22 protein-coding genes and 1 pseudogene are annotated in these 21,207 nt (G+C 62.3%); 12 read left to right on the plus strand and 11 right to left on the minus strand.

Annotated elements, in window-relative coordinates; translation table 11 throughout:
- Positions 1–13 precede the first annotated feature (13 nt).
- From hutI to M1B34_RS22740, 9 genes are all read left to right on the plus strand, one after another.
- On the plus strand, positions 14–1,219 hold the full coding sequence (gene hutI / locus M1B34_RS22700; protein ID WP_268266279.1) for an imidazolonepropionase: 1,206 nt from the start codon (positions 14–16) through the stop codon (positions 1,217–1,219).
- 10 nt (positions 1,220–1,229) lie between these two features.
- Positions 1,230–2,030, plus strand: a complete 801-nt coding sequence (hutG, locus tag M1B34_RS22705) for an N-formylglutamate deformylase (RefSeq protein ID WP_123329285.1) — start codon at positions 1,230–1,232, stop codon at positions 2,028–2,030.
- 205 nt (positions 2,031–2,235) lie between these two features.
- Positions 2,236–3,207, plus strand: coding sequence for a prolyl aminopeptidase (pip, locus tag M1B34_RS22710; protein WP_268262935.1), 972 nt, complete (start codon positions 2,236–2,238; stop codon positions 3,205–3,207).
- Positions 3,204–3,641, plus strand: coding sequence for a D-aminoacyl-tRNA deacylase (dtd, locus tag M1B34_RS22715; RefSeq protein ID WP_268266280.1), 438 nt, complete (start codon positions 3,204–3,206; stop codon positions 3,639–3,641). The genes pip and dtd overlap by 4 nt, the downstream gene beginning before the upstream one ends.
- A 276-nt stretch (positions 3,642–3,917) precedes the next feature.
- Positions 3,918–5,732 (plus strand): glucan biosynthesis protein G, encoded by a 1,815-nt coding sequence (locus M1B34_RS22720; RefSeq protein ID WP_123329903.1) that lies wholly within the window; start codon positions 3,918–3,920, stop codon positions 5,730–5,732.
- Positions 5,725–8,295 (plus strand): glucans biosynthesis glucosyltransferase MdoH, encoded by a 2,571-nt coding sequence (mdoH, locus tag M1B34_RS22725; protein WP_123329291.1) that lies wholly within the window; start codon positions 5,725–5,727, stop codon positions 8,293–8,295. Before M1B34_RS22720 ends, mdoH begins: the two co-directional genes overlap by 8 nt.
- A gap of 231 nt (positions 8,296–8,526) precedes the next feature.
- Positions 8,527–9,324, plus strand: coding sequence for a transporter substrate-binding domain-containing protein (locus M1B34_RS22730; protein WP_123329293.1), 798 nt, complete (start codon positions 8,527–8,529; stop codon positions 9,322–9,324).
- Positions 9,325–9,433: 109 nt separating this feature from the next.
- Positions 9,434–10,393: an amino acid ABC transporter permease gene (locus M1B34_RS22735; RefSeq protein ID WP_123329295.1), complete on the plus strand. Its 960-nt coding sequence runs from the start codon at positions 9,434–9,436 to the stop codon at positions 10,391–10,393.
- Entirely contained in the window at positions 10,386–11,120 is a 735-nt protein-coding gene (locus M1B34_RS22740) for an amino acid ABC transporter ATP-binding protein (protein WP_123329297.1), read from the plus strand. The genes M1B34_RS22735 and M1B34_RS22740 overlap by 8 nt, the downstream gene beginning before the upstream one ends.
- A 61-nt stretch (positions 11,121–11,181) precedes the next feature.
- On the opposite strand, the gene M1B34_RS34150 is transcribed toward M1B34_RS22740, so the two are convergent.
- From M1B34_RS34150 to ubiE, 11 genes and pseudogenes are all read right to left on the minus strand, one after another.
- On the minus strand, positions 11,182–12,054 hold the full coding sequence (locus tag M1B34_RS34150; protein ID WP_425273435.1) for a methyl-accepting chemotaxis protein: 873 nt from the start codon (positions 12,052–12,054) through the stop codon (positions 11,182–11,184).
- A pseudogene (locus tag M1B34_RS34155) lies at positions 12,037–13,098 on the minus strand (methyl-accepting chemotaxis protein); the annotation flags it as partial. The pseudogene M1B34_RS34155 and the gene M1B34_RS34150, both read right to left, overlap by 18 nt.
- A 130-nt stretch (positions 13,099–13,228) precedes the next feature.
- On the minus strand, positions 13,229–13,936 hold the full coding sequence (locus M1B34_RS22750) for a 16S rRNA (uracil(1498)-N(3))-methyltransferase (protein WP_268262939.1): 708 nt from the start codon (positions 13,934–13,936) through the stop codon (positions 13,229–13,231).
- Positions 13,933–14,727 (minus strand): twin-arginine translocase subunit TatC, encoded by a 795-nt coding sequence (gene tatC / locus M1B34_RS22755; protein WP_123329303.1) that lies wholly within the window; start codon positions 14,725–14,727, stop codon positions 13,933–13,935. The genes M1B34_RS22750 and tatC overlap by 4 nt, the downstream gene beginning before the upstream one ends.
- On the minus strand, positions 14,724–15,170 hold the full coding sequence (gene tatB, locus M1B34_RS22760; RefSeq protein WP_268266282.1) for a Sec-independent protein translocase protein TatB: 447 nt from the start codon (positions 15,168–15,170) through the stop codon (positions 14,724–14,726). The genes tatC and tatB overlap by 4 nt, the downstream gene beginning before the upstream one ends.
- Before the next feature lie 10 nt (positions 15,171–15,180).
- Positions 15,181–15,462 carry a twin-arginine translocase TatA/TatE family subunit gene (locus M1B34_RS22765; protein ID WP_123329306.1) on the minus strand — a complete coding sequence of 94 codons (282 nt, stop codon included), beginning with the start codon at positions 15,460–15,462 and terminating at the stop codon, positions 15,181–15,183.
- A 25-nt stretch (positions 15,463–15,487) separates the two neighbouring features.
- Complete coding sequence (locus M1B34_RS22770; protein WP_123329308.1) at positions 15,488–15,820, minus strand: phosphoribosyl-ATP diphosphatase; 333 nt, start codon at positions 15,818–15,820, stop codon at positions 15,488–15,490.
- A 2-nt stretch (positions 15,821–15,822) separates the two neighbouring features.
- Entirely contained in the window at positions 15,823–16,215 is a 393-nt protein-coding gene (hisI, locus tag M1B34_RS22775) for a phosphoribosyl-AMP cyclohydrolase (RefSeq protein ID WP_123329310.1), read from the minus strand.
- A gap of 86 nt (positions 16,216–16,301) precedes the next feature.
- Complete coding sequence (gene ubiB, locus M1B34_RS22780; protein WP_268262941.1) at positions 16,302–17,906, minus strand: ubiquinone biosynthesis regulatory protein kinase UbiB; 1,605 nt, start codon at positions 17,904–17,906, stop codon at positions 16,302–16,304.
- Positions 17,903–18,526: a ubiquinone biosynthesis accessory factor UbiJ gene (locus M1B34_RS22785; protein ID WP_268266283.1), complete on the minus strand. Its 624-nt coding sequence runs from the start codon at positions 18,524–18,526 to the stop codon at positions 17,903–17,905. The genes ubiB and M1B34_RS22785 overlap by 4 nt, the downstream gene beginning before the upstream one ends.
- Positions 18,526–19,296: a bifunctional demethylmenaquinone methyltransferase/2-methoxy-6-polyprenyl-1,4-benzoquinol methylase UbiE gene (gene ubiE / locus M1B34_RS22790; RefSeq protein ID WP_123329316.1), complete on the minus strand. Its 771-nt coding sequence runs from the start codon at positions 19,294–19,296 to the stop codon at positions 18,526–18,528. The genes M1B34_RS22785 and ubiE overlap by 1 nt, the downstream gene beginning before the upstream one ends.
- Positions 19,297–19,451: 155 nt before the next feature.
- Between ubiE and M1B34_RS22795 the strand changes: the two genes are divergently transcribed.
- The 3 genes from M1B34_RS22795 to M1B34_RS22805 all read left to right on the plus strand — a co-directional run bounded on the left by M1B34_RS22795 (position 19,452) and on the right by M1B34_RS22805 (position 21,182).
- Positions 19,452–19,727 carry a polyhydroxyalkanoic acid system family protein gene (locus M1B34_RS22795; RefSeq protein WP_123329318.1) on the plus strand — a complete coding sequence of 92 codons (276 nt, stop codon included), beginning with the start codon at positions 19,452–19,454 and terminating at the stop codon, positions 19,725–19,727.
- 167 nt (positions 19,728–19,894) lie between these two features.
- Positions 19,895–20,317 (plus strand): phasin family protein, encoded by a 423-nt coding sequence (locus tag M1B34_RS22800; protein ID WP_268266284.1) that lies wholly within the window; start codon positions 19,895–19,897, stop codon positions 20,315–20,317.
- Positions 20,318–20,327: 10 nt separating this feature from the next.
- Complete coding sequence (locus M1B34_RS22805) at positions 20,328–21,182, plus strand: phasin family protein (RefSeq protein WP_268266285.1); 855 nt, start codon at positions 20,328–20,330, stop codon at positions 21,180–21,182.
- The last annotated feature ends 25 nt before the right edge of the window (positions 21,183–21,207 follow it).

Consider the following 21,207-nt stretch of genomic DNA (forward strand, 5'->3'; position numbering starts at 1 on the left):
TATGGAGGCGTTGATGAAAACGCTTTGGCAACACTGCCACGTCGCAACCATGGCCCAGGGCACGTACTCGATCATCGAGGATGCCGCCCTGGTCACGGCGGGTGCGCTGATCGAGTGGATCGGCCCGCGTAGCCAGGTGCCGGCGGCGGACTACGCCCAGGTGCATGACCTGCAAGGGGCGTGGGTCACCCCCGGGCTGATCGACTGCCACACCCACACGGTGTTCGGTGGCAATCGCAGCGGGGAATTCGAGCAACGGCTGCAAGGCGTGAGTTACGCCGAGATTGCCGCGGCCGGCGGTGGCATTGCCAGCACCGTGCGCGCCACGCGTGCCGCCACCGAGGATGAGTTGTTCGCCAGCGCTCACAAACGCTTGCGCAGCCTGTTGCGCGATGGCGTGACCACGGTGGAGATCAAGTCCGGCTATGGCCTGGACCTGGCCAGCGAGCGCAAATTGCTGCGGGTGATTCGTCGCCTTGGCGAAGCGCTGCCGGTCAGCGTGCGCGCCACCTGCCTGGCGGCCCACGCGTTGCCGCCGGAGTTTAAGGACCGTGCGGATGACTACATCGACCACATCTGCAGTGAGATGCTGCCGGCCCTGGCGGCTGAAGGGCTGGTGGACGCCGTGGATGCCTTCTGCGAATACCTGGCGTTTTCCCCCGAACAGGTGGAGCGGGTGTTTAAAGTTGCCCGGCAACTCGGCCTGCCCGTGAAGCTGCACGCCGAGCAACTGTCGTCGCTGCACGGCTCCAGCCTGGCTGCACGTTACCAGGCGCTGTCGGCGGACCACTTGGAGTTCATGACCGAAGACGATGCCATCGCCATGGCCGCCTCGGGCACCGTTGCGGTCTTGCTACCGGGCGCGTTCTACTTTCTGCGGGAAACCCAATTGCCGCCGATGGACGCCCTGCGCAAGCACGGGGTGAAGATCGCCATCGCCAGCGACCTCAACCCCGGTACCTCACCCGCGCTGTCGGTGCGCCTGATGCTGAACATGGCCTGCACCCTGTTCCGCATGACCCCGGAAGAAGCCCTGGCCGGTGCCACGCTGCACGCCGCCAGCGCCCTGGGCATGGGCCATAGCCACGGCTCACTGGAGGTGGGCAAGGTGGCGGATTTTGTCGCCTGGCAAATCGATCGTCCCGCCGACCTGGCTTATTGGCTGGGCGGTGATCTGGAAAAACGTGTCGTGCGCCACGGCGCTGAAGTGACTGTGTAGGAGAAGGCTTGTGGATAAGGTTCTGAGCTTCAAACAAGGCCGGGTGCCGCTGCTGATCAGCATGCCCCATGCCGGCGTGCGCCTGACGCCCACGGTGGCCGCCGGGCTGGTGCCCGAGGCGCAAAGCCTGCCGGACACCGATTGGCATATCCCGCTGCTGTACGAGTTCGCCGAGGCATTGGGAGCCAGCACCCTGGCGGCCGAGTATTCGCGGTTTGTCATCGACCTGAACCGGCCGTCCGACGATGCACCTTTATACGTCGGTGCCACCACCGGCCTCTATCCCGCCACCCTGTTCGACGGCGTGCCGTTGTTCCGTGAGGGGCTGGAACCGTCGAAGGCCGAGCGGGCGGATTATCTGCAGCAGGTATGGATGCCGTATCACACCACCCTGCAGCAGGAGCTGGCGCGGCTTAAGGCCGAGTTCGGTTATGCCTTGCTGTTCGACGCCCATTCGATCCGTTCGCTGATCCCCCATCTGTTCGAGGGCCGGCTGCCGGACTTCAACCTGGGCACCTTCAACGGGCACAGCTGCGATGGCCAGTTGGCCAGCCAGCTGGAAGCGGTTTGCGCGGGCCACAGCGACTACACCCACGTGCTCAACGGGCGCTTCAAGGGCGGCCATATCACCCGCCACTACGGCAACCCGGCCGAAGATATCCACGCGGTCCAGCTGGAGCTGTCCCAGGCAACGTATATGGAAGAGTTCGAACCGTTCCGTTATCGGGCAGACCTGGCGGCCCCGACCCAGGTGGTGCTCAAGGCCCTGCTGCAAACGTTTTTGAGCTGGGGGCAGCAGCGCTACGCCTGAATGGGCGCGCTCGATTGGCAGCGGGCCGGCGCCTCTCGGCTGCACCTTTTGCCAGCCCGGTCGCTGCGGGCTGGCCGGCGGTTGGGGCAGCGAAGCCACAAATTCTTCAAGGGCATGCTGATTACGCGATTCGGGTTTATGATGCCGAACGGCAAAATAATTGAAGTCCCCCCAGGGATGAACCCGACCCCTTACGGAGCGCGTGATGCAGACTTTGTACCCGCAGATCAAACCCTACGCCCGGCACGATCTGGCCGTCGACGAGACTCATGTGCTGTATGTCGACGAAAGCGGTTCTCCGGAAGGTTTGCCGGTGGTGTTCATCCACGGTGGCCCGGGCTCCGGTTGCGATGCCGCGAGCCGTTGCTACTTTGATCCGAACCTGTACCGCATTGTCACCTTCGACCAGCGCGGTTGCGGTCGTTCCACGCCCTACGCCAGCCTGGAAAACAACACCACCTGGGACCTGGTGGCCGACCTGGAGCGCATTCGCCTGCACCTGGGTATCGACAAATGGGTGCTGTTCGGCGGCTCTTGGGGTTCGACCCTGGCCCTGGCCTACGCTCAAACCCACCCTGAGCGGGTGCACGGTCTGATTGTGCGGGGCATCTTTCTTGCCCGTCCCCAGGAAATCGAATGGTTCTACCAGGCCGGCGCCAACCGCCTGTTCCCCGACTATTGGCAGGACTATGTGGCGCCGATCCCCCAGGATGAGCGGCATGACCTGCTCAGCGCTTTCCACAAACGTCTGACCGGCACCGACCAGATCGCCCAGATGCACGCGGCCAAGGCCTGGTCCACTTGGGAAGGTCGCACCGCCACCCTGCGCCCCAACCCGCAGGTGGTGGATCGTTTCACCGAGCCACAGCGTGCGCTGTCCATCGCCCGGATCGAATGCCACTACTTCACCAATAACGCCTTCCTTGAGCCCAACCAGTTGATTCGCGACATGGGCAAGATTGCCCATTTGCCCGGGGTGATCGTGCACGGCCGCTACGACGTGATCTGCCCGCTGGACAATGCCTGGGAACTGCACCAGGCCTGGCCCAACAGCGAACTGCAGGTGATTCGCGACGCGGGCCACGCGGCTTCCGAGCCGGGCATCACCGATGCCTTGGTGCGCGCTGCCGATCAGATGGCCCGGCGCCTGCTCGACCTGCCTCTCGAAGAAGCATGAGGGGGCTGTTGCAGCGCGTTGGCAACGCGCGGGTGGAAGTCGCCGGCGAAATCGTCGGCGCGATCGATCGGGGCTTAATGGTGCTGGTGGCGGTGGAGCCTGGGGACACCCGGGCCAGCGCCGACAAATTGCTGCATAAGCTGCTTAACTATCGGGTGTTCAGTGACGCCGAGGGCAAGATGAATCTGTCCTTGGCCGATGTGGCAGGCGGTTTGTTGCTGGTGTCGCAATTCACCCTGGCCGCGGACACCAAAAGCGGGTTGCGCCCGAGCTTTTCCACGGCCGCTGCACCCGCCTTGGCCGAGGAGCTTTTCGACTACCTATTGGGCAAGGCGCAACAGTTGCATGGCAAAGTGGCTGCGGGGCGTTTTGGCGCCGATATGCAGGTGCATCTGGTCAATGATGGCCCGGTAACCTTCCTGTTACAGGTCTGAAAGCGCCTGAAACATCTTTTTCCGCCGATTTGGGCCGCAAACAGCTGTTTTTCGCGATAAATACTTTGTTACCCCTGATGCGTTGTAACGCGGCCTACTAGATAATCGCGCGCTACGGGGATCAGCGTTCGTTGGTCCATTTTGATTTAGGTAGAGACTTGTCCGCGACCGTTTGGGGAATCATTTAGCCCCATCGGAGTCGGAACAATGCTCGCCAACCTGGCATATAGATAGCTGGCCGTTGGTTTTTTGATCTGTTTTCGGCGAGGGTTGCTCGTGATTGTTAGTCCCTGTAATGCACCAAAATTGTCGGCCAAAGGGTTACGAAACGCGTTGCTGACAGGCTCTGCACTGCTTTGCCTGTTGGGCGCCGGCCCACTGATGGCTTTCAATCTGGATGATGTATCGGCCAAGGCTAAAGAGCTGGCCGGGCAGAAGTACGAAGCCCCGCGCAGTAACCTGCCGAACGAATTTCGTGAGATGAAGTTCGCGGATTACCAAAAAATCCGTTTCCTCACTGAAAAAGCCGAATGGGCCAATCAAAAGACCCCGTTCAAGCTGTCGTTCTATCACCAGGGCATGCACTTCGATACGCCGGTGAAAATCAACGAAATCACCGCCAACACCGTTGAAGAGATCAAGTACGACCCGAATCGCTTCGATTTCGGCGACCTCAAGTTCGATCCCAAGGCCACCGAAAAGCTCGGCTATGCCGGCTTCCGCGTGCTCTACCCGATCAACAAGGCTGACAAGCAAGACGAGATCATGACCATGCTCGGCGCGAGCTACTTCCGCGTCGTTGGCAAAGGCCATACCTACGGTTTGTCTGCCCGTGGCCTGGCGATCGATACCGCCTTGCCGTCCGGGGAAGAGTTCCCGCGCTTCACCGAATTCTGGATTCAGCAGCCCAAGCCGACCGACAAGCACCTGGTGATCTTCGCCTTGCTGGACTCGCCACGGGCTTCCGGCGCCTATCGCCTGACCCTGCGTCCGGGCAGCGACACCATCGTTGACGTCAAGGCTCGTGTCTTCCTGCGGGACAAAGTCGGCAAGCTGGGCATCGCTCCGCTGACCAGCATGTTCCTGTTCGGCGCCAACCAACCGTCGAAAGTCCTCAACTACCGTCGCGAGCTGCACGACTCCAGCGGCCTGTCGATCCATGCCGGCAATGGCGAGTGGATCTGGCGCCCACTGAACAACCCGAAACACCTCGCCGTGAGCAACTTCTCGGTCGAGAACCCGCGTGGTTTTGGCCTGCTGCAACGCGGTCGCGACTTCAGCCACTACGAAGACCTCGACGACCGCTACGACAAGCGCCCAAGCGCCTGGATCGAGCCGAAGGGCGATTGGGGCAAAGGCACCGTCGACCTGGTCGAGATTCCGACCGCCGACGAAACCAACGACAACATCGTGGCCTTCTGGAATCCGGAAAAGCAGCCTGAGCCAGGCCAGCCGATGGACTTCGCCTACCGCCTGCACTGGACCATCGATGAAGCGTCCCTGCATTCCCCGGACAGCGCCTGGGTCGAGCAGACTCTGCGTTCTACGGGTGATGTGAAACAGTCCAACCTGATTCGTCAGCCGGACGGCAGCGTGGCGTACCTGGTGGACTTCGAGGGCCCATCCCTCAAGGCCCTGGCCCAGGATGCCCAGGTTCGCAGCCAGGTCAGCGTCGGCGACAACGCCGAACTGGTGGAAAACAGCGTGCGCTACAACCCGGAAACCCAGGGCTGGCGCTTGACCCTGCGCTTGAAGATCAAAGACCCGAGCAAGTCCACCGAGATGCGTGCTGCACTGGTGCGTGACGTGGTCGAGTCCGAGCCGGTCAAGGCGACAGTGCCGGCCTCCAGCTCGGCTGTAGCCAAGGCGGACAAGGTCGCGGCCAAGCAGCAGGAGAAGAAAGACAAGGAAGCCAAGCAGGCTGAAGCCAAACAGGCCGATGCCAAGCCGGCGAAAGATGCCAAGGATAAGGACAGCAAAGACGCCAAGCAGCCTGCTGCTGCGGACGCGGCCCCAGCCACACCGGAACCGGTTAAAACTGAACAAGTCTTGACCGAGACCTGGAGCTACCAGTTGCCTGCCGATGAGTAACTCTCAAGCCCAGCCAGAGTCTCTGCTCGAGTACCTGGCGCACCTGCCGATGAGCGATGAGCAGCGCGCGGAACTCGCGGGCTGCACGTCCTTCAGCGAACTCCACGAGCGACTCTCGTCCTCGACCTTCGACGCTCCTGCCGATGCCGCCCAGGCTTCGGTGGGTCGCCGGCTGACCCTGAGCACTGCCCAGGAACTGGAAGAGGCCGAGATGCTGGCCGTCGACGCCAGCGGTCGGGTCTGCCTCAAGGCCACGCCGCCGATCCGTCGGACCAAGGTGGTTCCGGAGCCGTGGCGCACCAATATCCTGGTGCGTGGCTGGCGCCGCCTGACCGGGCGCACCAACCCGCCGGCACCGCCGAAGGATGAACGTGTGCTGCCGGCTGCGCGCTGGCGCACCGTGGGTTCGATCCGTCGCTACATTCTGTTGGTGTTGATGCTCGGCCAGACCATCGTCGCTGGCTGGTACATGAAAGGCATCATGCCGTACCAGGGCTGGTCCTTCGTCGACCTGGAAGAAGTCCTGCACCAGCCGTTGATGCAGACCGCGACCCAAGTGCTGCCCTATGCCCTGCAAACCAGCATCCTGATCCTCTTCGGGATTCTCTTCTGCTGGGTCTCGGCGGGTTTCTGGACCGCGTTGATGGGCTTCCTCGAACTGCTCACCGGCCACGATAAGTACCGCATCTCGGGGGCCAGCGCCGGTAACGAGCCGATCGCCAAGGACGCGCGCACTGCGCTGGTGATGCCGATCTGCAACGAAGACGTGCCTCGGGTGTTTGCCGGTTTGCGCGCGACCTTCGAGTCGGTGGCTGCCACCGGTGACCTGGATCGCTTCGACTTCTTTGTCCTCAGCGACAGTAACGATTCCGATATCTGCGTGGCCGAACAGCAGGCCTGGTTGGACGTCTGCCGGGAAGCCAAGGGCTTCGGCAAGATTTTCTACCGTCGCCGTCGCCGTCGGGTAAAGCGCAAGAGCGGCAACCTCGACGACTTCTGCCGTCGCTGGGGTGGCGATTACAAGTACATGGTGGTGCTCGACGCCGACAGCGTAATGAGCGGCGAATGCCTGACCAGCCTGGTGCGCCTGATGGAAGCCACGCCGGACGCGGGCATCATCCAGACCGCGCCACGGGCGTCGGGCATGGACACGCTGTATGCGCGCATGCAGCAGTTCGCCACTCGGGTCTACGGCCCGCTGTTCACCGCCGGCCTGCACTTCTGGCAGTTGGGCGAATCCCACTACTGGGGCCACAACGCGATCATCCGCATGAAGCCGTTTATCGAGCACTGCGCCCTGGCGCCGTTGCCCGGCAAAGGGGCCTTCGCCGGTGCGATCCTGTCCCACGACTTCGTCGAAGCAGCGCTGATGCGCCGTGCCGGCTGGGGTGTGTGGATTGCCTATGATCTGCCGGGTAGCTACGAAGAGCTGCCGCCGAACCTGCTGGATGAACTCAAGCGTGACCGTCGCTGGTGCCACGGCAACCTGATGAACTTCCGCCTGTTCCTGGTCAAGGGCATGCACCCGGTGCACCGTGCGGTGTTCCTTACCGGTGTGATGTCCTACCTGTCGGCGCCGTTGTGGTTCTTCTTCCTGGTGCTGTCCACGGCCTTGCTGGCGGTCAACACCCTGATGGAGCCGCAGTACTTCCTCGAGCCTCGGCAGCTGTATCCGCTGTGGCCGCAGTGGCACCCGGACAAGGCCATCGCGCTGTTCTCCACGACCATCGTGCTGCTGTTCCTGCCGAAGTTGCTGAGCATCATCCTGATCTGGGCCAAGGGTGCGAAAGAGTTCGGTGGCAAGTTCAAGGTCACCCTGTCGATGCTCCTGGAGATGCTGTTCTCCATGCTGCTGGCGCCGGTGCGGATGATCTTCCACACCCGGTTCGTGCTGGCCGCGTTCCTCGGCTGGGCCGCGACCTGGAATTCGCCGCAGCGTGACGACGACTCCACGCCCTGGAGCGAAGCCGTGCGTCGCCACGGTCCACAGACCCTGCTGGGCTTCTGCTGGGCCCTGCTGGTGATCTGGCTGAACCCGAGCTTCCTCTGGTGGCTGGTGCCCATCGTCGGTTCGCTGATGCTGTCGATCCCGGTGTCGGTGATCTCCAGTCGTGTCGGCCTGGGCCTGAAGTCCCGTGACGAAAGCCTGTTCCTGATCCCTGAGGAATATGCGCCGCCACAGGCCTTGCTGGCGACTGATCAGTACACCCATGAAAACCGTTGGCACGCGCTCAACGACGGCTTTATCCGGGCCGTGGTCGATCCGCAGCAGAACGCCCTGGCCTGCGCCTTGGCGACCTCGCGCCACGGTCTGGCCGAGCCGATCGAATGGCTGCGTACCGAACGGGTGCGCCACGCCTTGAAAGTCGGCCCGGCGGGCTTGAACAACAGCGAGCGCCTGGCGCTGTTGAGCGACCCGGTAGCCCTGGCGCGCCTGCACGAGCAGGTGTGGAGCGAAGGTCATGCAGACTGGCTGAGTGCCTGGCGCCAGTCGGTGGACGCCGACCCTCATGCGCCGCTGCTACCGTTGCAGCCGCTCACCGCCCAGGCTGTTCCGGCCTGAGTCAAAGCCCCGCTTTAGAGCGGGGCTTTTTTTTGCCTGGACCGGCGGTCGCCCTGCGACGTTTTTGTCACAAACAAATCCTGCCTAAACCCTTGTGCAAATGAGCGAGTGCGTTAGCATCGCTCCCCGAATTGGAGCGCATGGACAACAAACTGTCCGTATCTGTTGGTTTTCCAAGGAAAACCCGGCGCGCGCCCGGCACACAATAAAATGGGTTCAGGGGACATAACGATGAAAAAGTACCTTTCGATGCTGCTGCTCGGCGTCTCGGCGCTGGTTGCGGTCAATGCGGCCCAGGCAGGCGCCATCGATGACGCCGTTAAGCGCGGCACGCTGAAAGTCGGCATGGACCCGACCTACATGCCGTTCGAGATGACCAACAAGCGCGGCGAGATCATCGGTTTCGAAGTCGATCTGCTCAAGGCCATGGCCAAGTCCATGGGGGTCAAGCTGGAAATGGTCTCCACCGGTTACGATGGCATCATCCCGGCCCTGCTGACCGACAAATTCGACATGATCGGCAGCGGCATGACCCTGACCCAGGAACGTAACCTGCGCCTGAACTTCAGCGACCCCTTCATTGTGGTTGGCCAGACCTTGCTGATCCGCAAGGAACTGGAAGGCACCATCAAGTCCTACAAAGACCTGAACAGCGCCGACTACCGCATCACCTCCAAGCTGGGGACCACCGGCGAGATGGTGGCCAAGAAGCTGATCGCCAAAGCCAAGTACCACGGCTATGACAACGAGCAGGAAGCCGTGCTCGACGTGGTCAACGGCAAGGCTGACGCCTTCATCTACGACGCCCCGTACAACGTGGTGGCACTGAGCAAGGTCGGCAACGGCAAGCTGGTGTTCCTCGACAAGCCGTTCACCTATGAGCCCCTGGCCTTCGGCCTGAAGAAAGGCGACCACGACAGCCTGAACTTCATCAACAACTTCCTGCACCAGATCCACGAAGACGGCACCTACGATCGCATCCATGACAAGTGGTTCAAGAGCACCGAGTGGCTCAAGGACATGGAATAACGCGGCATCCCTTCGCCGGCCAGCCGGCTCCTGCAGAGTGATGTGTGGGAGCCGGCGGGTCGGCGAAAGCGTCTGAATTGGCGACACCCACCCCGGAACCTGCACAGCAATGAAACAGAACAAAGCCCAATGGCCCTGGCACCTGCTAACGGTACTGGTGTTGATCGGCCTGGCCGGCGCCCTGTATTACGCCACCTCGCTGATGTCTTACGAATGGCGTTGGAACCGTGTGCCGCAGTACTTTGCCTATCAGGCCGAGGAGTCCCAGCGGGCGGCGGAGATCTCCACCGTCACCGAACTGGTGCGCCAGGGCGGCAAGGCTGAAGTCACCTTGCGCAACGAGGCCGGTGAAGAGCAGCGCCTGAGCGTCGATGACAACAGCCTGCAAGTGGCCCGTGGCGACGACGTGGCGGAAGGCGATGTGATCGGCGTGACCCGGCATTGGGCCGCAGGGCCGCTGTTGTGGGGCTTGTGGACCACGGTGTGGTTGTCGCTGGTGTCCGGGGTGCTGGGCCTGCTGATTGGCTTGGGCACGGGGCTGTGCCGCCTGTCGAGCAACCCGACCCTGCGTGACCTTTCGGCTATTTATGTCGAGCTGGTGCGCGGAACGCCGCTGCTGGTGCAGATATTTATCTTCTATTTCTTTATCGGCACGGTGCTCAACCTGTCCCGGGAATTTGCCGGGATTGCCGCGCTGTCGCTGTTCACGGGCGCCTATGTGGCGGAAATCATCCGCGCCGGGGTGCAGTCCATCGCCCGGGGCCAGAATGAGGCCGCGCGTTCCTTGGGGCTCAGTGCCGGCCAGTCCATGCGTCACGTGGTGTTGCCGCAGGCCTTCAAACGCGTGCTGCCGCCCCTGGCCGGGCAGTTTATCAGCCTGGTCAAGGACACTTCCCTGGTGTCGGTGATCGCCATCACCGAGCTGCTCAAGAGTGGCCGGGAAGTCATCACCACCTCGTTCTCGCCGTTCGAAATTCTGTTCTGCGTGGCGGGCCTGTACCTGTTGATCAACCTGCCGCTGTCGAAGATGGCCAGCCGGCTTGAGCGGAGGCTCGCGCAAAGTGATTGAAGTCCGCGATCTGGTAAAAGTCTTCGACACCCGTGGCCAAGTGGTCCGGGCCGTGGATAACGTCACCACTCAGGTGGCCAAGGGTGAAGTGCTGGTGGTGATCGGTCCGTCCGGTTCCGGCAAGTCCACCTTCCTGCGTTGCCTCAATGGCCTGGAAGAGTTCGATTCCGGCTCGGTGAGCATCGACGGCCTGCAACTGGCTGACCCCAAGACCGATGTGAACGCCTATCGCCGGGAAGTCGGCATGGTGTTCCAGCATTTCAACCTGTTCCCCCACATGACCGTGCTGGAGAACCTCTGCCTGGCGCAGAAGGTGGTGCGCAAGCGCGGCAAGAAGGAGCGCGAGGCCAAGGCCCTGGCGTTGCTGGAAAAGGTCGGCATTGCGCAGAAGGCCAATGAGTTTCCGTCGCGCCTGTCCGGTGGCCAGCAGCAACGGGTGGCGATCGCCCGGGCATTGGCCATGGAGCCCAAGGTCATGCTGTTCGATGAGCCGACCTCGGCCCTGGACCCGGAAATGGTCGGCGAAGTGCTGGACGTGATGAAGACCCTGGCCGTGGAAGGCATGACCATGGTCTGTGTAACCCACGAAATGGGCTTTGCCCGGGAAGTGGCGGATCGGGTGCTGTTTTTCGATCACGGCAAACTGCTGGAAGATGCCGCGCCGGAGGTGTTCTTCGCCGCGCCGAAAGACCCTCGCGCCCAGGCCTTTTTGCGCCAGGTGCTGTGACCGCTCCAAGCCGGCTCCCACATCCCCTGTAGGAGCCGGCTTGCCGGCGAAGCCCTTCAAATCAGACCCTGAAGCGCCCCACCAAGGTCTGCAGATGAGTCCCCAACCGCGCCAGCTCGACGCTGGAGGCCGCGGTCTCTTCACTGGCTGCCGAGGTCTGCTCGGACACGTCCCGTACATTCAGCACGCTGCGGTTGATCTCTTCCGCCACGGCGCTCTGCTGTTCGGCCGCTGCGGCGATCTGCTGGTTCATGGCCTGGATCGCTGACACGGTGCGGGTGATGTTCTCCAGGGAACTCCCGGCACGGCGGGTCAGTTCGACGCTGCTGTCGGTCAGGCTACGGCTGTTGTCCATGATGCTGGCCACTTGTTGGGTGCCGCTTTGCAGGCCGACGATCAGCTCTTCGATTTCCTCGGTGGACTTCTGGGTGCGCTGGGCCAGGCTGCGCACTTCATCGGCGACCACGGCGAACCCGCGACCGGCTTCACCGGCCCGGGCGGCTTCGATGGCGGCGTTGAGTGCCAACAGGTTGGTTTGTTGTGCCACTGACTTGATCACGTCGAGGACGCTGCCGATCTTGTCGCTTTCCTGCTTCAGGTGGCTCATGGCGTCGGTGGAATTGCCCACCTCGCTGGCCAGGCGCTCGATCTGGGCGATGGCTTCGTTCACTACTCGATCACCCTCACGGGCTTGCTGATCGGCAGCCACAGCGGCTTCCGAGGCCTCCTCAGCGTTGCGCGCCACTTCTTGAACGGTGGCGGCCATTTCATTCATGGCGGTGGCGACCTGGTCGGTCTCGACTTTCTGGTTGTTGACCCCGGCGCTGGTCTGCTCGGTGACGGCCGACAGCTCCTCGGCGGCGCTGGCGATCTGGGTGACCCCATCGCTGATGCCACCGATCAGTTCCCGCAGGTTCAGGGTCATGCGCTGCATGGCACTTTGCAGTTGCCCCAGCTCGTCGCGTCGCTGCACGTCGAGGTTCTCGCTGAGGTCTCCCGAGGCCACGCGCTCCACGACTTTCAGGGTTTGCTGCAGGGGCACGACTATCTGCCGGGTAATGCTCCAGGCGGCGATCACGCCAAACACCAGGGCCAGCAGGGTGACAATTGCCAGGGTGCTTTTGGCTTGTGCCGCGTCGCTGTCACGCTTGTCGGTCTGTGCGCTGGTGAGTTGCTTGCTCAGCTCCATCAGGCGCGAGCCCTGGTCCGCCATGCGCTTGAGGGCGACGGCACTGGCTACTTGGGAATCACGGAATTCGCTGACGGCGGCGCGGTAGCCCTTGAGGGAGTCGGTGGCCTGTTGCAGGTTGGCGATGTGTTGCTCTGGCAGCTTGGCCGGCAGGCTGACCAGGTTGTTCAGGGCATTGTCGATGGCGTCCAGGGCAGGGCGTTCCGCTTCGACCTTGCCGCTGTAGGTGTAGCCGCGGACTTGGAAGCGCGCTTGCTGGATCAGTTTGGAGAGGTCGATCACGCTGTTGAACTGGGCCACGCTGTCGCCCTGCAACAGCGATTTTTCTACTTCGGCCACACGTGCTACGGCGTTATCGGCGGTGGCGCCCAGTTTGCTCCGGGCCGCTTCACGGCTGTCGGTGGCGCGGGTCATGTCGGTGAAGGCGGCCTTGTACTCGGCGACGGCGGCCAGTTGCTGGTCGATCATGCTGATGCTTTCAGGTTGCTCCAGCTGGGTGCGGGCTTTCTGCAAGCCCTCGTCGAGCTGTTTGAGCAAGCCGGACACCTCGGCGGGGCCCTTTTCGCCACGGGTCATTTCGTAGTTCAGGCGGGCGATCCGCAGGTCTTTGGTCAGTTCGTTGAGGCTGGAGATATACCCCAGCTTGTCGCCGCGCTCGATCACGCTGCCCAGGCCCGTCCAGCCGGTGGCGGTGATCAATACCGTGAGCAGCAGCACCAGGCCGAAGCCGGTCCCCAGTTTTCGATTGACGCTTATATTCCCCAGGGTTTGGGCGAGCCAGCGGTACATGGGTGAACTCCCTTCTTGCCGATTGGGTTTATCCAAGGTTTATCGGCGGGCGCGGGCGTTCCTGTAGCGTCGGTTTGTCGGCGCCCGCGCTGGCGGGTCGCGGGCAAACCAGTCATTTCGAGGGAGGGGCTTAGAACAGGCGGGAGAGCAAGGCGGTGACGGCGGTTTCAACTCGCAGGATGCGCTCGCCCAATTGCACAGGCGCAAGGCCGGCCTTGCCCAGCAGGTCGATCTCGTAGGGGATCCAGCCGCCTTCCGGGCCGATGGCCAGGGTCACGGGTTCATCCAGGCCCCGTGGGCAGGGCGGGTACTGGCCGGGATGCCCTACCAGGCCCAGGGTGCCATCGGCGAGGGCTGGCAGGCGGTCTTCGACAAACGGCTTGAAGCGCTTTTCGATCAGCACCTCAGGCAGCACCGTGTCCCTTGCCTGTTCCAGGCCCAGGATCAGCTGTTCGCGCACGGCCTCGGGTTCCAGGAAGGGCGTCTGCCAGAAGCTTTTCTCGACCCGGTAGCTGTTGACCAGCACCAATCGAGGCACGCCCATGGCGGAGACGGTCTGCAATACCCGGCGCAGCATCTTCGGGCGCGGCAGGGCCAGGACCAGGGTCAGCGGCAGTTTGCCGGGTGGCGGCTGGTCGAGGCTGACCTGCAACTCGGCTTCACGGGCTTCCAGGCGCAGTACTTCGGCCGAACCCATCAGGCCGCCGATGCGTCCGACCCGCAGGCTGTCACCCACGGCGACGCGATGCACGTCCTGCATGTGGGTCAGCCGGCGATCGCTCAGGATGACCCGGTCGGCCGCAATGAAGTCGGCCTCTTCGAGGAGCAGCAGGTTCACGCTTGGGTCGCTGGCGGCTGGTCGTTGTGATCGTCAGCCGGCGCATCGTCCGGGTGCTCGCCACGTTTGCTGATCAGCCCGGCGAACAGCACGCCGATCTCGAACAGCAGCCACATGGGCACGGCCAGCAGGGTTTGCGAGAAAATGTCCGGCGGGGTCAGGATCATGCCGACCACGAAGCAGCCGATGATCACGTAAGGCCGGATTTTTTTCAGGTAGACGACGTTGACCACACCGATCCATACCAGCAGGACCACGGCCACGGGGATCTCGAAGGCTACGCCAAAGGCGAAGAACAGGGTCATCACGAAATCGAGGTAGCTGGTGATGTCGGTCATCATCTCCACGCCGGCGGGTGTGGCCGCGGCGAAGAACTTGAAGATCAGTGGGAACACCAGGAAGTAGGCGAAGGCCATGCCGGTGTAGAACAGCAGGATGCTCGACACCAGCAGCGGTACGGCGATGCGTTTTTCATGCTTGTACAGGCCGGGGGCGATAAAGCCCCAGATCTGATGCAGGATCACCGGGATCGCCAGGAACAGCGAGACCATCATGGTCAGCTTCAGCGGCGTCAGGAACGGCGACGACACGTCAGTGGCGATCATCGTCGCGCCTACCGGCAGGTATTGGCGCAGCGGCGTCGAGACGAAGGTGTAGATCTGCTGGGTGAAGGCAAACAACCCGGCGAAGATGATGAAGATCGCCGCGACGCAGCGTAGCAGGCGGGTACGCAACTCGGTGAGGTGCGACACCAGCGGCATGTGTTGGTCGTTCTCTGGGATATCGCTCATGGGGCTCGCGGCGGCAATGTAGGGTCGTGGGGTGGCGGTGTGACAGGCGCCGGTTCGCTGGCCGCTGGCGGCACGCTGGGCGTCGTTTCAACGAGAGCGTTGGCCAAGGGCGCGGCCGGGGCCTGCGCTGGCGTTTCGATGCCAGGGGCGTGAATCGTCGGCTCGACCACAGGCTCGACCGGGGTCGGCTGTTGCTGGGTCGGGGAGAGGATTTTTCGCGCTTCCTGCTCCAGCGACAGAATGTGCTCGTTGTGCAGCTGCCGACGGATTTCATCGGCACCGATTTCCCGTTCAACTTCCTGTTTTATTGCGTTGAAACTGCGCTTCAAGCGACCGACCCAGAGGCCGGCGGTACGCGCAGCGCCGGGCAGGCGCTCGGGGCCGAGCACCAGCAGGGCCACCAGGCCCACCAGCAGCAGTTCAGAGAAGCTGATACCAAACATTAGTCAGTGCTCACGAGTCTTTGCGGATCGGCTCTTCGACTTTCTGCGCCTGCACGTCGATGGTGTGCGGCGGGTTGGCCTGAGCGGTGGCATGTGGCTGGACCGGTGGCACAGGTTGTGCGGTCGGTGGTACCACGGGCTCGGCGGGTTTTTCGTCGTCGTTCATGGCCTTGCGGAAACCCTTGATCGATTCGCCGACGTCGGTGCCCAGGTTCTTCAGCTTCTTGGTGCCAAACACCAGAACCACGACAACCAGAATGACGACCCAGTGTTTCCAGTCAAAAATGCCCATGCTGCGTTTCCTCTTAGAAAGTTGTTCAGGCGGACGGTCGCGAGGCTTTCTCAGCGTGTCCGGACAGACCGAAGCGGCGGTCGAGTTCGTCGAGAACGGCCTGCGGATGTTGCCCCAGTTGGGCCAGCATGACCATGCTGTGGAACCACAGGTCCGCGGTTTCGTAGATCACATCGCTGCAGTCACCGCTGACGGCGGCGTCCTTGGCCGCGAGGATGGTTTCTACCGACTCTTCGCCGACTTTTTCCAGGATCTTGTTCAAACCCTTGTGGTACAGGCTGGCCACGTAGGAGCTGTCGGCGGCTGCGCCCTTGCGCTCTTCCAGCACTTGGGCCAGACGGTTGAGGGTGTCGTTCATGTTCAGTGTCCTGCCGAGTAAATCGCGTGCGGGTCTTTGAGGACCGGTTCGACGGTCTTCCACTGGCCTTCTTCGAAGACGCGGTAGAAGCAGCTGTGGCGGCCGGTGTGGCAGGCGATGTCGCCGATCTGTTCGACCATCAGGATGATCACATCGGCATCGCAGTCCAGGCGCATTTCATGGAGCTTTTGCACGTGGCCGGACTCTTCGCCCTTGCGCCACAGCTTGCCACGCGAGCGTGACCAATAAATGGCGCGCTGCTCGGCGGCGGTCAGGCTCAGGGCCTCGCGGTTCATCCAGGCCATCATGAGTACGCGCCCGGTCTTGTGATCCTGGGCAATGGCCGGCACCAGGCCGTCCGCGTCCCATTTGATCTCGTCCAGCCAATCTTTCATCTTCGACTCCGACTACCAGGCCCAACCCGTTGGTTGCGCCTCGGCGATGTGAACTTGAACAGTTTGCCAGCAGCCCGCGCCAGTGGCTATCGGCGCACGACCAGATACAAACCCACGGCAATCATGATCCCGGCCGGCCAATGGCTCAGCTCCTGCAGCGGCCCGCCGGCGGCCAGCACCGCGCCACCGCCCAGATGGGCACAGCCCAGCAGACGCAGGAACCAGTCGTCCTTGCGCTGACGCCACGGCGCCGGCGGATCGGCCGCATGGGGCTGGGACATGCGCTCCAGCAGATCGCGGGTCATGTTGGCCAGGTGCGGCAGCTGCTCGACCTGGCTGTGCAGGTTGCCCAGCAGGGTTTTCGGGCTGACGCGCTCGCGCATCCAGCGTTCCAGGAAGGGTTGGGCGGTGTTCCACAGGTCCAGGTCCGGGTACAGCTGGCGGCCCAGGCCTTCGATGTTGAGCAGGGTTTTCTGCAACAGCACCAACTGCGGCTGGACTTCCATATTGAAGCGCCGGGCCGTCTGGAACAGGCGCATCAGCACCTGGCCGAAGGAAATATCCTTTAACGGTTTTTCGAAGATCGGTTCGCACACGGTGCGAATCGCCGCTTCGAATTCGTTGAGTTTGGTTTCCGCCGGGACCCAGCCCGAATCGATGTGCAACTGCGCCACACGGCGGTAGTCGCGTTTGAAGAAGGCGAACAGGTTGCGTGCCAGGTAGTCCTGGTCTTGCGGGGTCAGGCTGCCGACGATGCCGCAGTCGATGGCGATGTACTGCGGGCTCCACGGGTTGACGGTGCTGACGAAAATGTTGCCCGGGTGCATGTCGGCGTGGAAGAAGCTGTCGCGGAACACCTGGGTGAAGAAAATCTCCACGCCACGCTCGGCCAGCATCTTCATGTCGGTGCGTTGGTCGGCCAGGGTCGCCAGGTCGGTAACCTGGATGCCGTAGATGCGCTCCATGACCAGCACTTTCGGCCGGCACCAGTCCCAATAGACTTGCGGCACGTACAGCAGCGGCGAACCTTCGAAGTTGCGCTTGAGCTGGCTGGCGTTGGCCGCTTCACGCAGCAGGTCGAGTTCGTCGTAGATGGTTTTTTCGTAGTCGCTGACCACGTCCACCGGGTGCAGCAGGCGGGCGTCGGCCGAGAGTTTTTCAGCCGCGCGGGCGAGGATGAACAGCCACGCCAGATCCTGGGCAATGATCGGCTTGAGGCCTGGGCGGATGACCTTGACCACCACTTCTTCGCCGCTTTTCAGTTGCGCGGCATGCACTTGAGCCACCGAGGCCGAGGCCAGGGGCTCGACGTCGAAGCGGCTGAACACCTCGCTGATCTTCTGGCCCAGTTGCTCCTCGATCAGGGCCATGGACTTCTGCGAGTCGAAGGGCGGCACCCGGTCTTGCAGCAGCATCAGTTCGTCGGCGATGTCTTCCGGCAGCAGGTCGCGGCGGGTGGAGAGGATCTGCCCGAACTTGATAAAGATCGGCCCCAGGTCCTGCAACGCCAGGCGCAAGCGAGCGCCACGGGTCAGCGTCAGGGTCTTGCGCGGGAACCAGCGCCACGGCAGGGCGAAGCGCACGGCCAGGAGGAACCAGGGCAGGGGCAGGGCGAACAGCAGGTCATCGAGGCGGTAGCGGATCACGACGCGCTGGATGCGCAACAGACGGCGGACGGCAAGCAGCTTCATGCGTTATCGCTTGGGTCAAGGGAGCGGGCAAGGCGCTCGAAGCGCGCCTCGAGACGTTCCAGGTCGAGTTTGGCCTGGTCCAGTTCGCGAAAGCGGGCTTCGGCTTCGCGCTGGCCCACCAGGGTGCGTGATTCTTCCGCCAGGTATTCGGCGAGGTTCTGGTTGAGGCTGGCGAACCCTTGCTGGTACCAGCGAGCGCGGCTGCGCACGTGGCCGCTGAACAGTTGCGTGGCCACCGGGCCGAGCCAGCGCGAGAGTTCGTATTCCCAGTCCAGCTCCAGGTCCTGGAGGACGGCGGCCAGCTCCAGCAGCACGCTGCTGTCGCCTTCCAGTTCCACCTCGGGGCCGTGGAGGATGGCGGTCTTGTCCTTGCTCAGCGCCAGGCGCAGCAGGCTCGAGGCCGGCGCGCGCAAGGTGCAGTCGCTGTCGGCGGCCCAATGGGAGGCCAGCATCAGGCCTTCATCGCTTGGCAGGATAAACAGCTGCAGGGCCGGGTTACGGCAATCCACGGCGATGACTTTACCGCTCAGGTGCTGCAGGCGCGGCAGGGCCGTGCTATCGAGACGCAGCACCCGGTTGATGCCGGTCTCGACGCTGGCGAGCAAGCCGCTGAGCAACATCAGGGCTTGATGCCGCGGTGCAGGGCGACGATGCCTGCGGTCATGTTGTGGTAGGTCACGCGGTCGAAACCGGCCTCGACCATCATCGACTTCAGGGTTTCCTGGTTCGGGTGCATGCGGATCGATTCGGCCAGGTAGCGATAGCTTTCCGAGTCGTTGGTGATCAGCTTGCCCATCAGCGGCATGAAGGCGAAGGAGTAGGCGTCATAGGCCTTGGACATCAGGGTGTTGGTCGGCTTGGAGAACTCGAGCACCAACAGGCGACCGCCGGGCTTGAGCACCCGCAGCATGGAGCGCAGGGCGTCTTCCTTGTGGGTCACGTTGCGCAGGCCGAAAGCGATGGTCACGCAGTCGAAATGGTTGTCCGGGAAGGGCAGTTTTTCGGCGTCGGCCTGGACGAACTCGATGTTGCCGGCCACGCCTTTGTCCAGCAGGCGGTCACGACCGACCTTGAGCATGGAGGCGTTGATATCGGCCAGGACCACTTGGCCAGTCGGGCCAACCAGGTGGGAGAACTTGCGGGTCAGGTCGCCGGTGCCGCCAGCGATGTCCAGCACTCGGTTGCCAGCACGCACGCCGGACAGTTCGATGGTGAAGCGTTTCCACAAACGGTGCATGCCGCCGGAGAGCAGGTCGTTCATCAGGTCGTACTTGGCGGCGACAGAGTGGAACACCTCAGCGACTTTTTCCGCCTTCTGGCTTTCCGGAACGTTCTTGAAACCGAAGTGAGTGGTGGGTTCGGCATCGCTGCCTTTGCGCTGATCAGTCATATCGCTGTCACCAAAAGAGAATGCGGGACATTCTAATGCCGGTGGCGGTCTTTGTCTTGGCAAGGCTGAATGTAAGATAGTCAGCCGCCGGGACGTTTTGACGCAGCCAAGGTCAAGATGCTTCCGCCAAGTCCCTATCGAACAGGAGCCCTTTAATGGCCCATATCAGTGTTGAGCGTGCCCATGGCCTGGGTAAGGAAGCCGCCCGAGCCAAGGCGGAACAGTTGGCACAAAAACTGGCTGACCAGTACGGCCTGGAGCCCAAGTGGGCAGGTGACACCCTGAACCTCAAGCGTTCTGGGGTCAAAGGCGCGGTGCAGGTGGGGGATGACTCGATCAAGGTCGATGTTGAACTGGGCCTGTTGATGTCGGCCATGAGCGGCATGATCAAATCCGAAATCGAAAAAGCCCTGGATAAAGCCCTGGCCTGAATCTGCATGCAGGGGCGGGCGTGGCAGCAATTGCCGCCGCTCCTGCATGGAGCGCACAGGGTTTTATTGCATTCGTTAGGGTGCCGATTCTAATTTTTCTCACTACTTTTGGCCTCACTCCCACTTCCGTGGGCGGTTCCTCAAACCTTCCAAGCGTGAGGTGCACCATGGCCAAAGTCATTCTGAAGAAAAAAGTCGATGTTCAATCGACGGCTCTGAACGAAGTCAAATCCTATGCCCGCAAGATCTGGCTGGCAGGCCTGGGTGCTTACGCCAAGGTCGGCCACGAGGGCAGCGAGTACTTTCAAGAGTTGATCAAGACCGGTCAAACAGTTGAAAAGAAAGGCAAAAAAGTTGTGACTGAACAACTTGAAGCCGCCAACAGTCAGATTGATAGCGTCAAGGGCGACGTCAGTAGTCTCAAGGGTAAAGTCGAAGTGCAGTTGGACAAGGTTGAAAAGGCCTTCGACAGCCGTGTTGCCAGTGCCTTGAATCGCATCGGCATTCCGTCTAAACATGACGTTGAGACACTCTCTGCTAAGCTCGATGAGCTGACGGCATTGCTCGAACGTGTCGCACGCAAACATTAAGGAGAACGGGATGGCTGGTAAAAAGAATACTGAAAAAGAAGGCAGCTCGTGGATCGGGAAAGTCGAAGAATACTCCCGTAAAATTTGGCTCGCCGGTTTGGGTGTGTATTCGAAGATCGACACTGACGGCAGCAAGCTCTTCGAGACCCTGGTCAAAGATGGCGAGAAAGCTGAAAAGCTCACCAAAAGCGCAGTTGGCAAAAAAGTCGACGCCGCCAAAGACTCCGCCTCCACGGCCAAATCGCGCATCAGCGATGTCAAAGACCGCGCCCTGGGCAAGTGGGATGAGCTGGAAGGGGCTTTCGACAAGCGCCTGAACAGCGCCATCTCGCGTTTGGGCGTTCCTAGCCGCAATGAGGTCAAGGCGCTGCACAGCAAGGTCGATACCCTGACCAAGCAAATCGAAAAACTCACCGGCGCCAAGGTCGCCCCGGTTGCGGCCAAAACCGCAGCGGCCAAACCCGCTGCTGCTACCAAGCCTGCGGCCAAACCGCTGGTTAAAGCCGCGGCCAAACCGGCTGCGAAACCTGCCGCCAAGGCACCTGCCAAACCGGCCGCTAAAACCGCTGCAGCCAAGCCTGCGGCCAAACCGGTCGCCAAGCCGGTGGCAGCCAAACCCACGGCCAAACCTGCAGCCAAGCCAGCAGTGAAAGCCGCAGCGGCCAAACCTGCAGCCAAACCCGCCGCCAAACCGGCAGCGGCGAAAAAGCCCGCAGTGAAAAAACCTGCCGCCGCCAAGCCTGCAGCTGTGGCCAAGCCGGCAACACCCGCAGCGACCAGCCCAGCGAACTCCGCTGCCGCTCCAGCCCCTGCTGTGACCCCGACTGCCGCGCCGGCTCCAACGACGCCAACCAGTCAGTCCTGATTGCTTCAGGGCTAATGAAAACGCC

It is taken from the genome of Pseudomonas morbosilactucae, from assembly GCF_023241715.1.
In the GTDB taxonomy this organism is placed as follows: Bacteria; Pseudomonadota; Gammaproteobacteria; order Pseudomonadales; family Pseudomonadaceae; genus Aquipseudomonas; species Aquipseudomonas morbosilactucae.

Bases quoted from the DNA above. Each gene is read 5' to 3' on its own strand.
- hutI (WP_268266279.1), top strand. From the start codon at position 14: ATGAAAACGCTTTGGCAACACTGCCACGTCGCAACCATGGCCCAGGGC.
- M1B34_RS22730 (WP_123329293.1), top strand. From the start codon at position 8,527: ATGAAAAAGTACCTTTCGATGCTGCTGCTCGGCGTCTCGGCGCTGGTT.
- tatB (WP_268266282.1), bottom strand. From the start codon at position 15,170: ATGTTTGGTATCAGCTTCTCTGAACTGCTGCTGGTGGGCCTGGTGGCC.
- M1B34_RS22735 (WP_123329295.1), top strand. From the start codon at position 9,434: ATGAAACAGAACAAAGCCCAATGGCCCTGGCACCTGCTAACGGTACTG.
- dtd (WP_268266280.1), top strand. From the start codon at position 3,204: ATGAGGGGGCTGTTGCAGCGCGTTGGCAACGCGCGGGTGGAAGTCGCC.
- hisI (WP_123329310.1), bottom strand. From the start codon at position 16,215: ATGAAAGATTGGCTGGACGAGATCAAATGGGACGCGGACGGCCTGGTG.
- M1B34_RS22805 (WP_268266285.1), top strand. From the start codon at position 20,328: ATGGCTGGTAAAAAGAATACTGAAAAAGAAGGCAGCTCGTGGATCGGG.
- tatC (WP_123329303.1), bottom strand. From the start codon at position 14,727: ATGAGCGATATCCCAGAGAACGACCAACACATGCCGCTGGTGTCGCAC.
- ubiB (WP_268262941.1), bottom strand. From the start codon at position 17,906: ATGAAGCTGCTTGCCGTCCGCCGTCTGTTGCGCATCCAGCGCGTCGTG.
- M1B34_RS22800 (WP_268266284.1), top strand. From the start codon at position 19,895: ATGGCCAAAGTCATTCTGAAGAAAAAAGTCGATGTTCAATCGACGGCT.
- M1B34_RS22765 (WP_123329306.1), bottom strand. From the start codon at position 15,462: ATGGGCATTTTTGACTGGAAACACTGGGTCGTCATTCTGGTTGTCGTG.
- pip (WP_268262935.1), top strand. From the start codon at position 2,236: ATGCAGACTTTGTACCCGCAGATCAAACCCTACGCCCGGCACGATCTG.
- mdoH (WP_123329291.1), top strand. From the start codon at position 5,725: ATGAGTAACTCTCAAGCCCAGCCAGAGTCTCTGCTCGAGTACCTGGCG.
- M1B34_RS22770 (WP_123329308.1), bottom strand. From the start codon at position 15,820: ATGAACGACACCCTCAACCGTCTGGCCCAAGTGCTGGAAGAGCGCAAG.
- M1B34_RS22785 (WP_268266283.1), bottom strand. From the start codon at position 18,526: ATGTTGCTCAGCGGCTTGCTCGCCAGCGTCGAGACCGGCATCAACCGG.
- M1B34_RS34150 (WP_425273435.1), bottom strand. From the start codon at position 12,054: ATGCAGCGCATGACCCTGAACCTGCGGGAACTGATCGGTGGCATCAGC.
- M1B34_RS22795 (WP_123329318.1), top strand. From the start codon at position 19,452: ATGGCCCATATCAGTGTTGAGCGTGCCCATGGCCTGGGTAAGGAAGCC.
- ubiE (WP_123329316.1), bottom strand. From the start codon at position 19,296: ATGACTGATCAGCGCAAAGGCAGCGATGCCGAACCCACCACTCACTTC.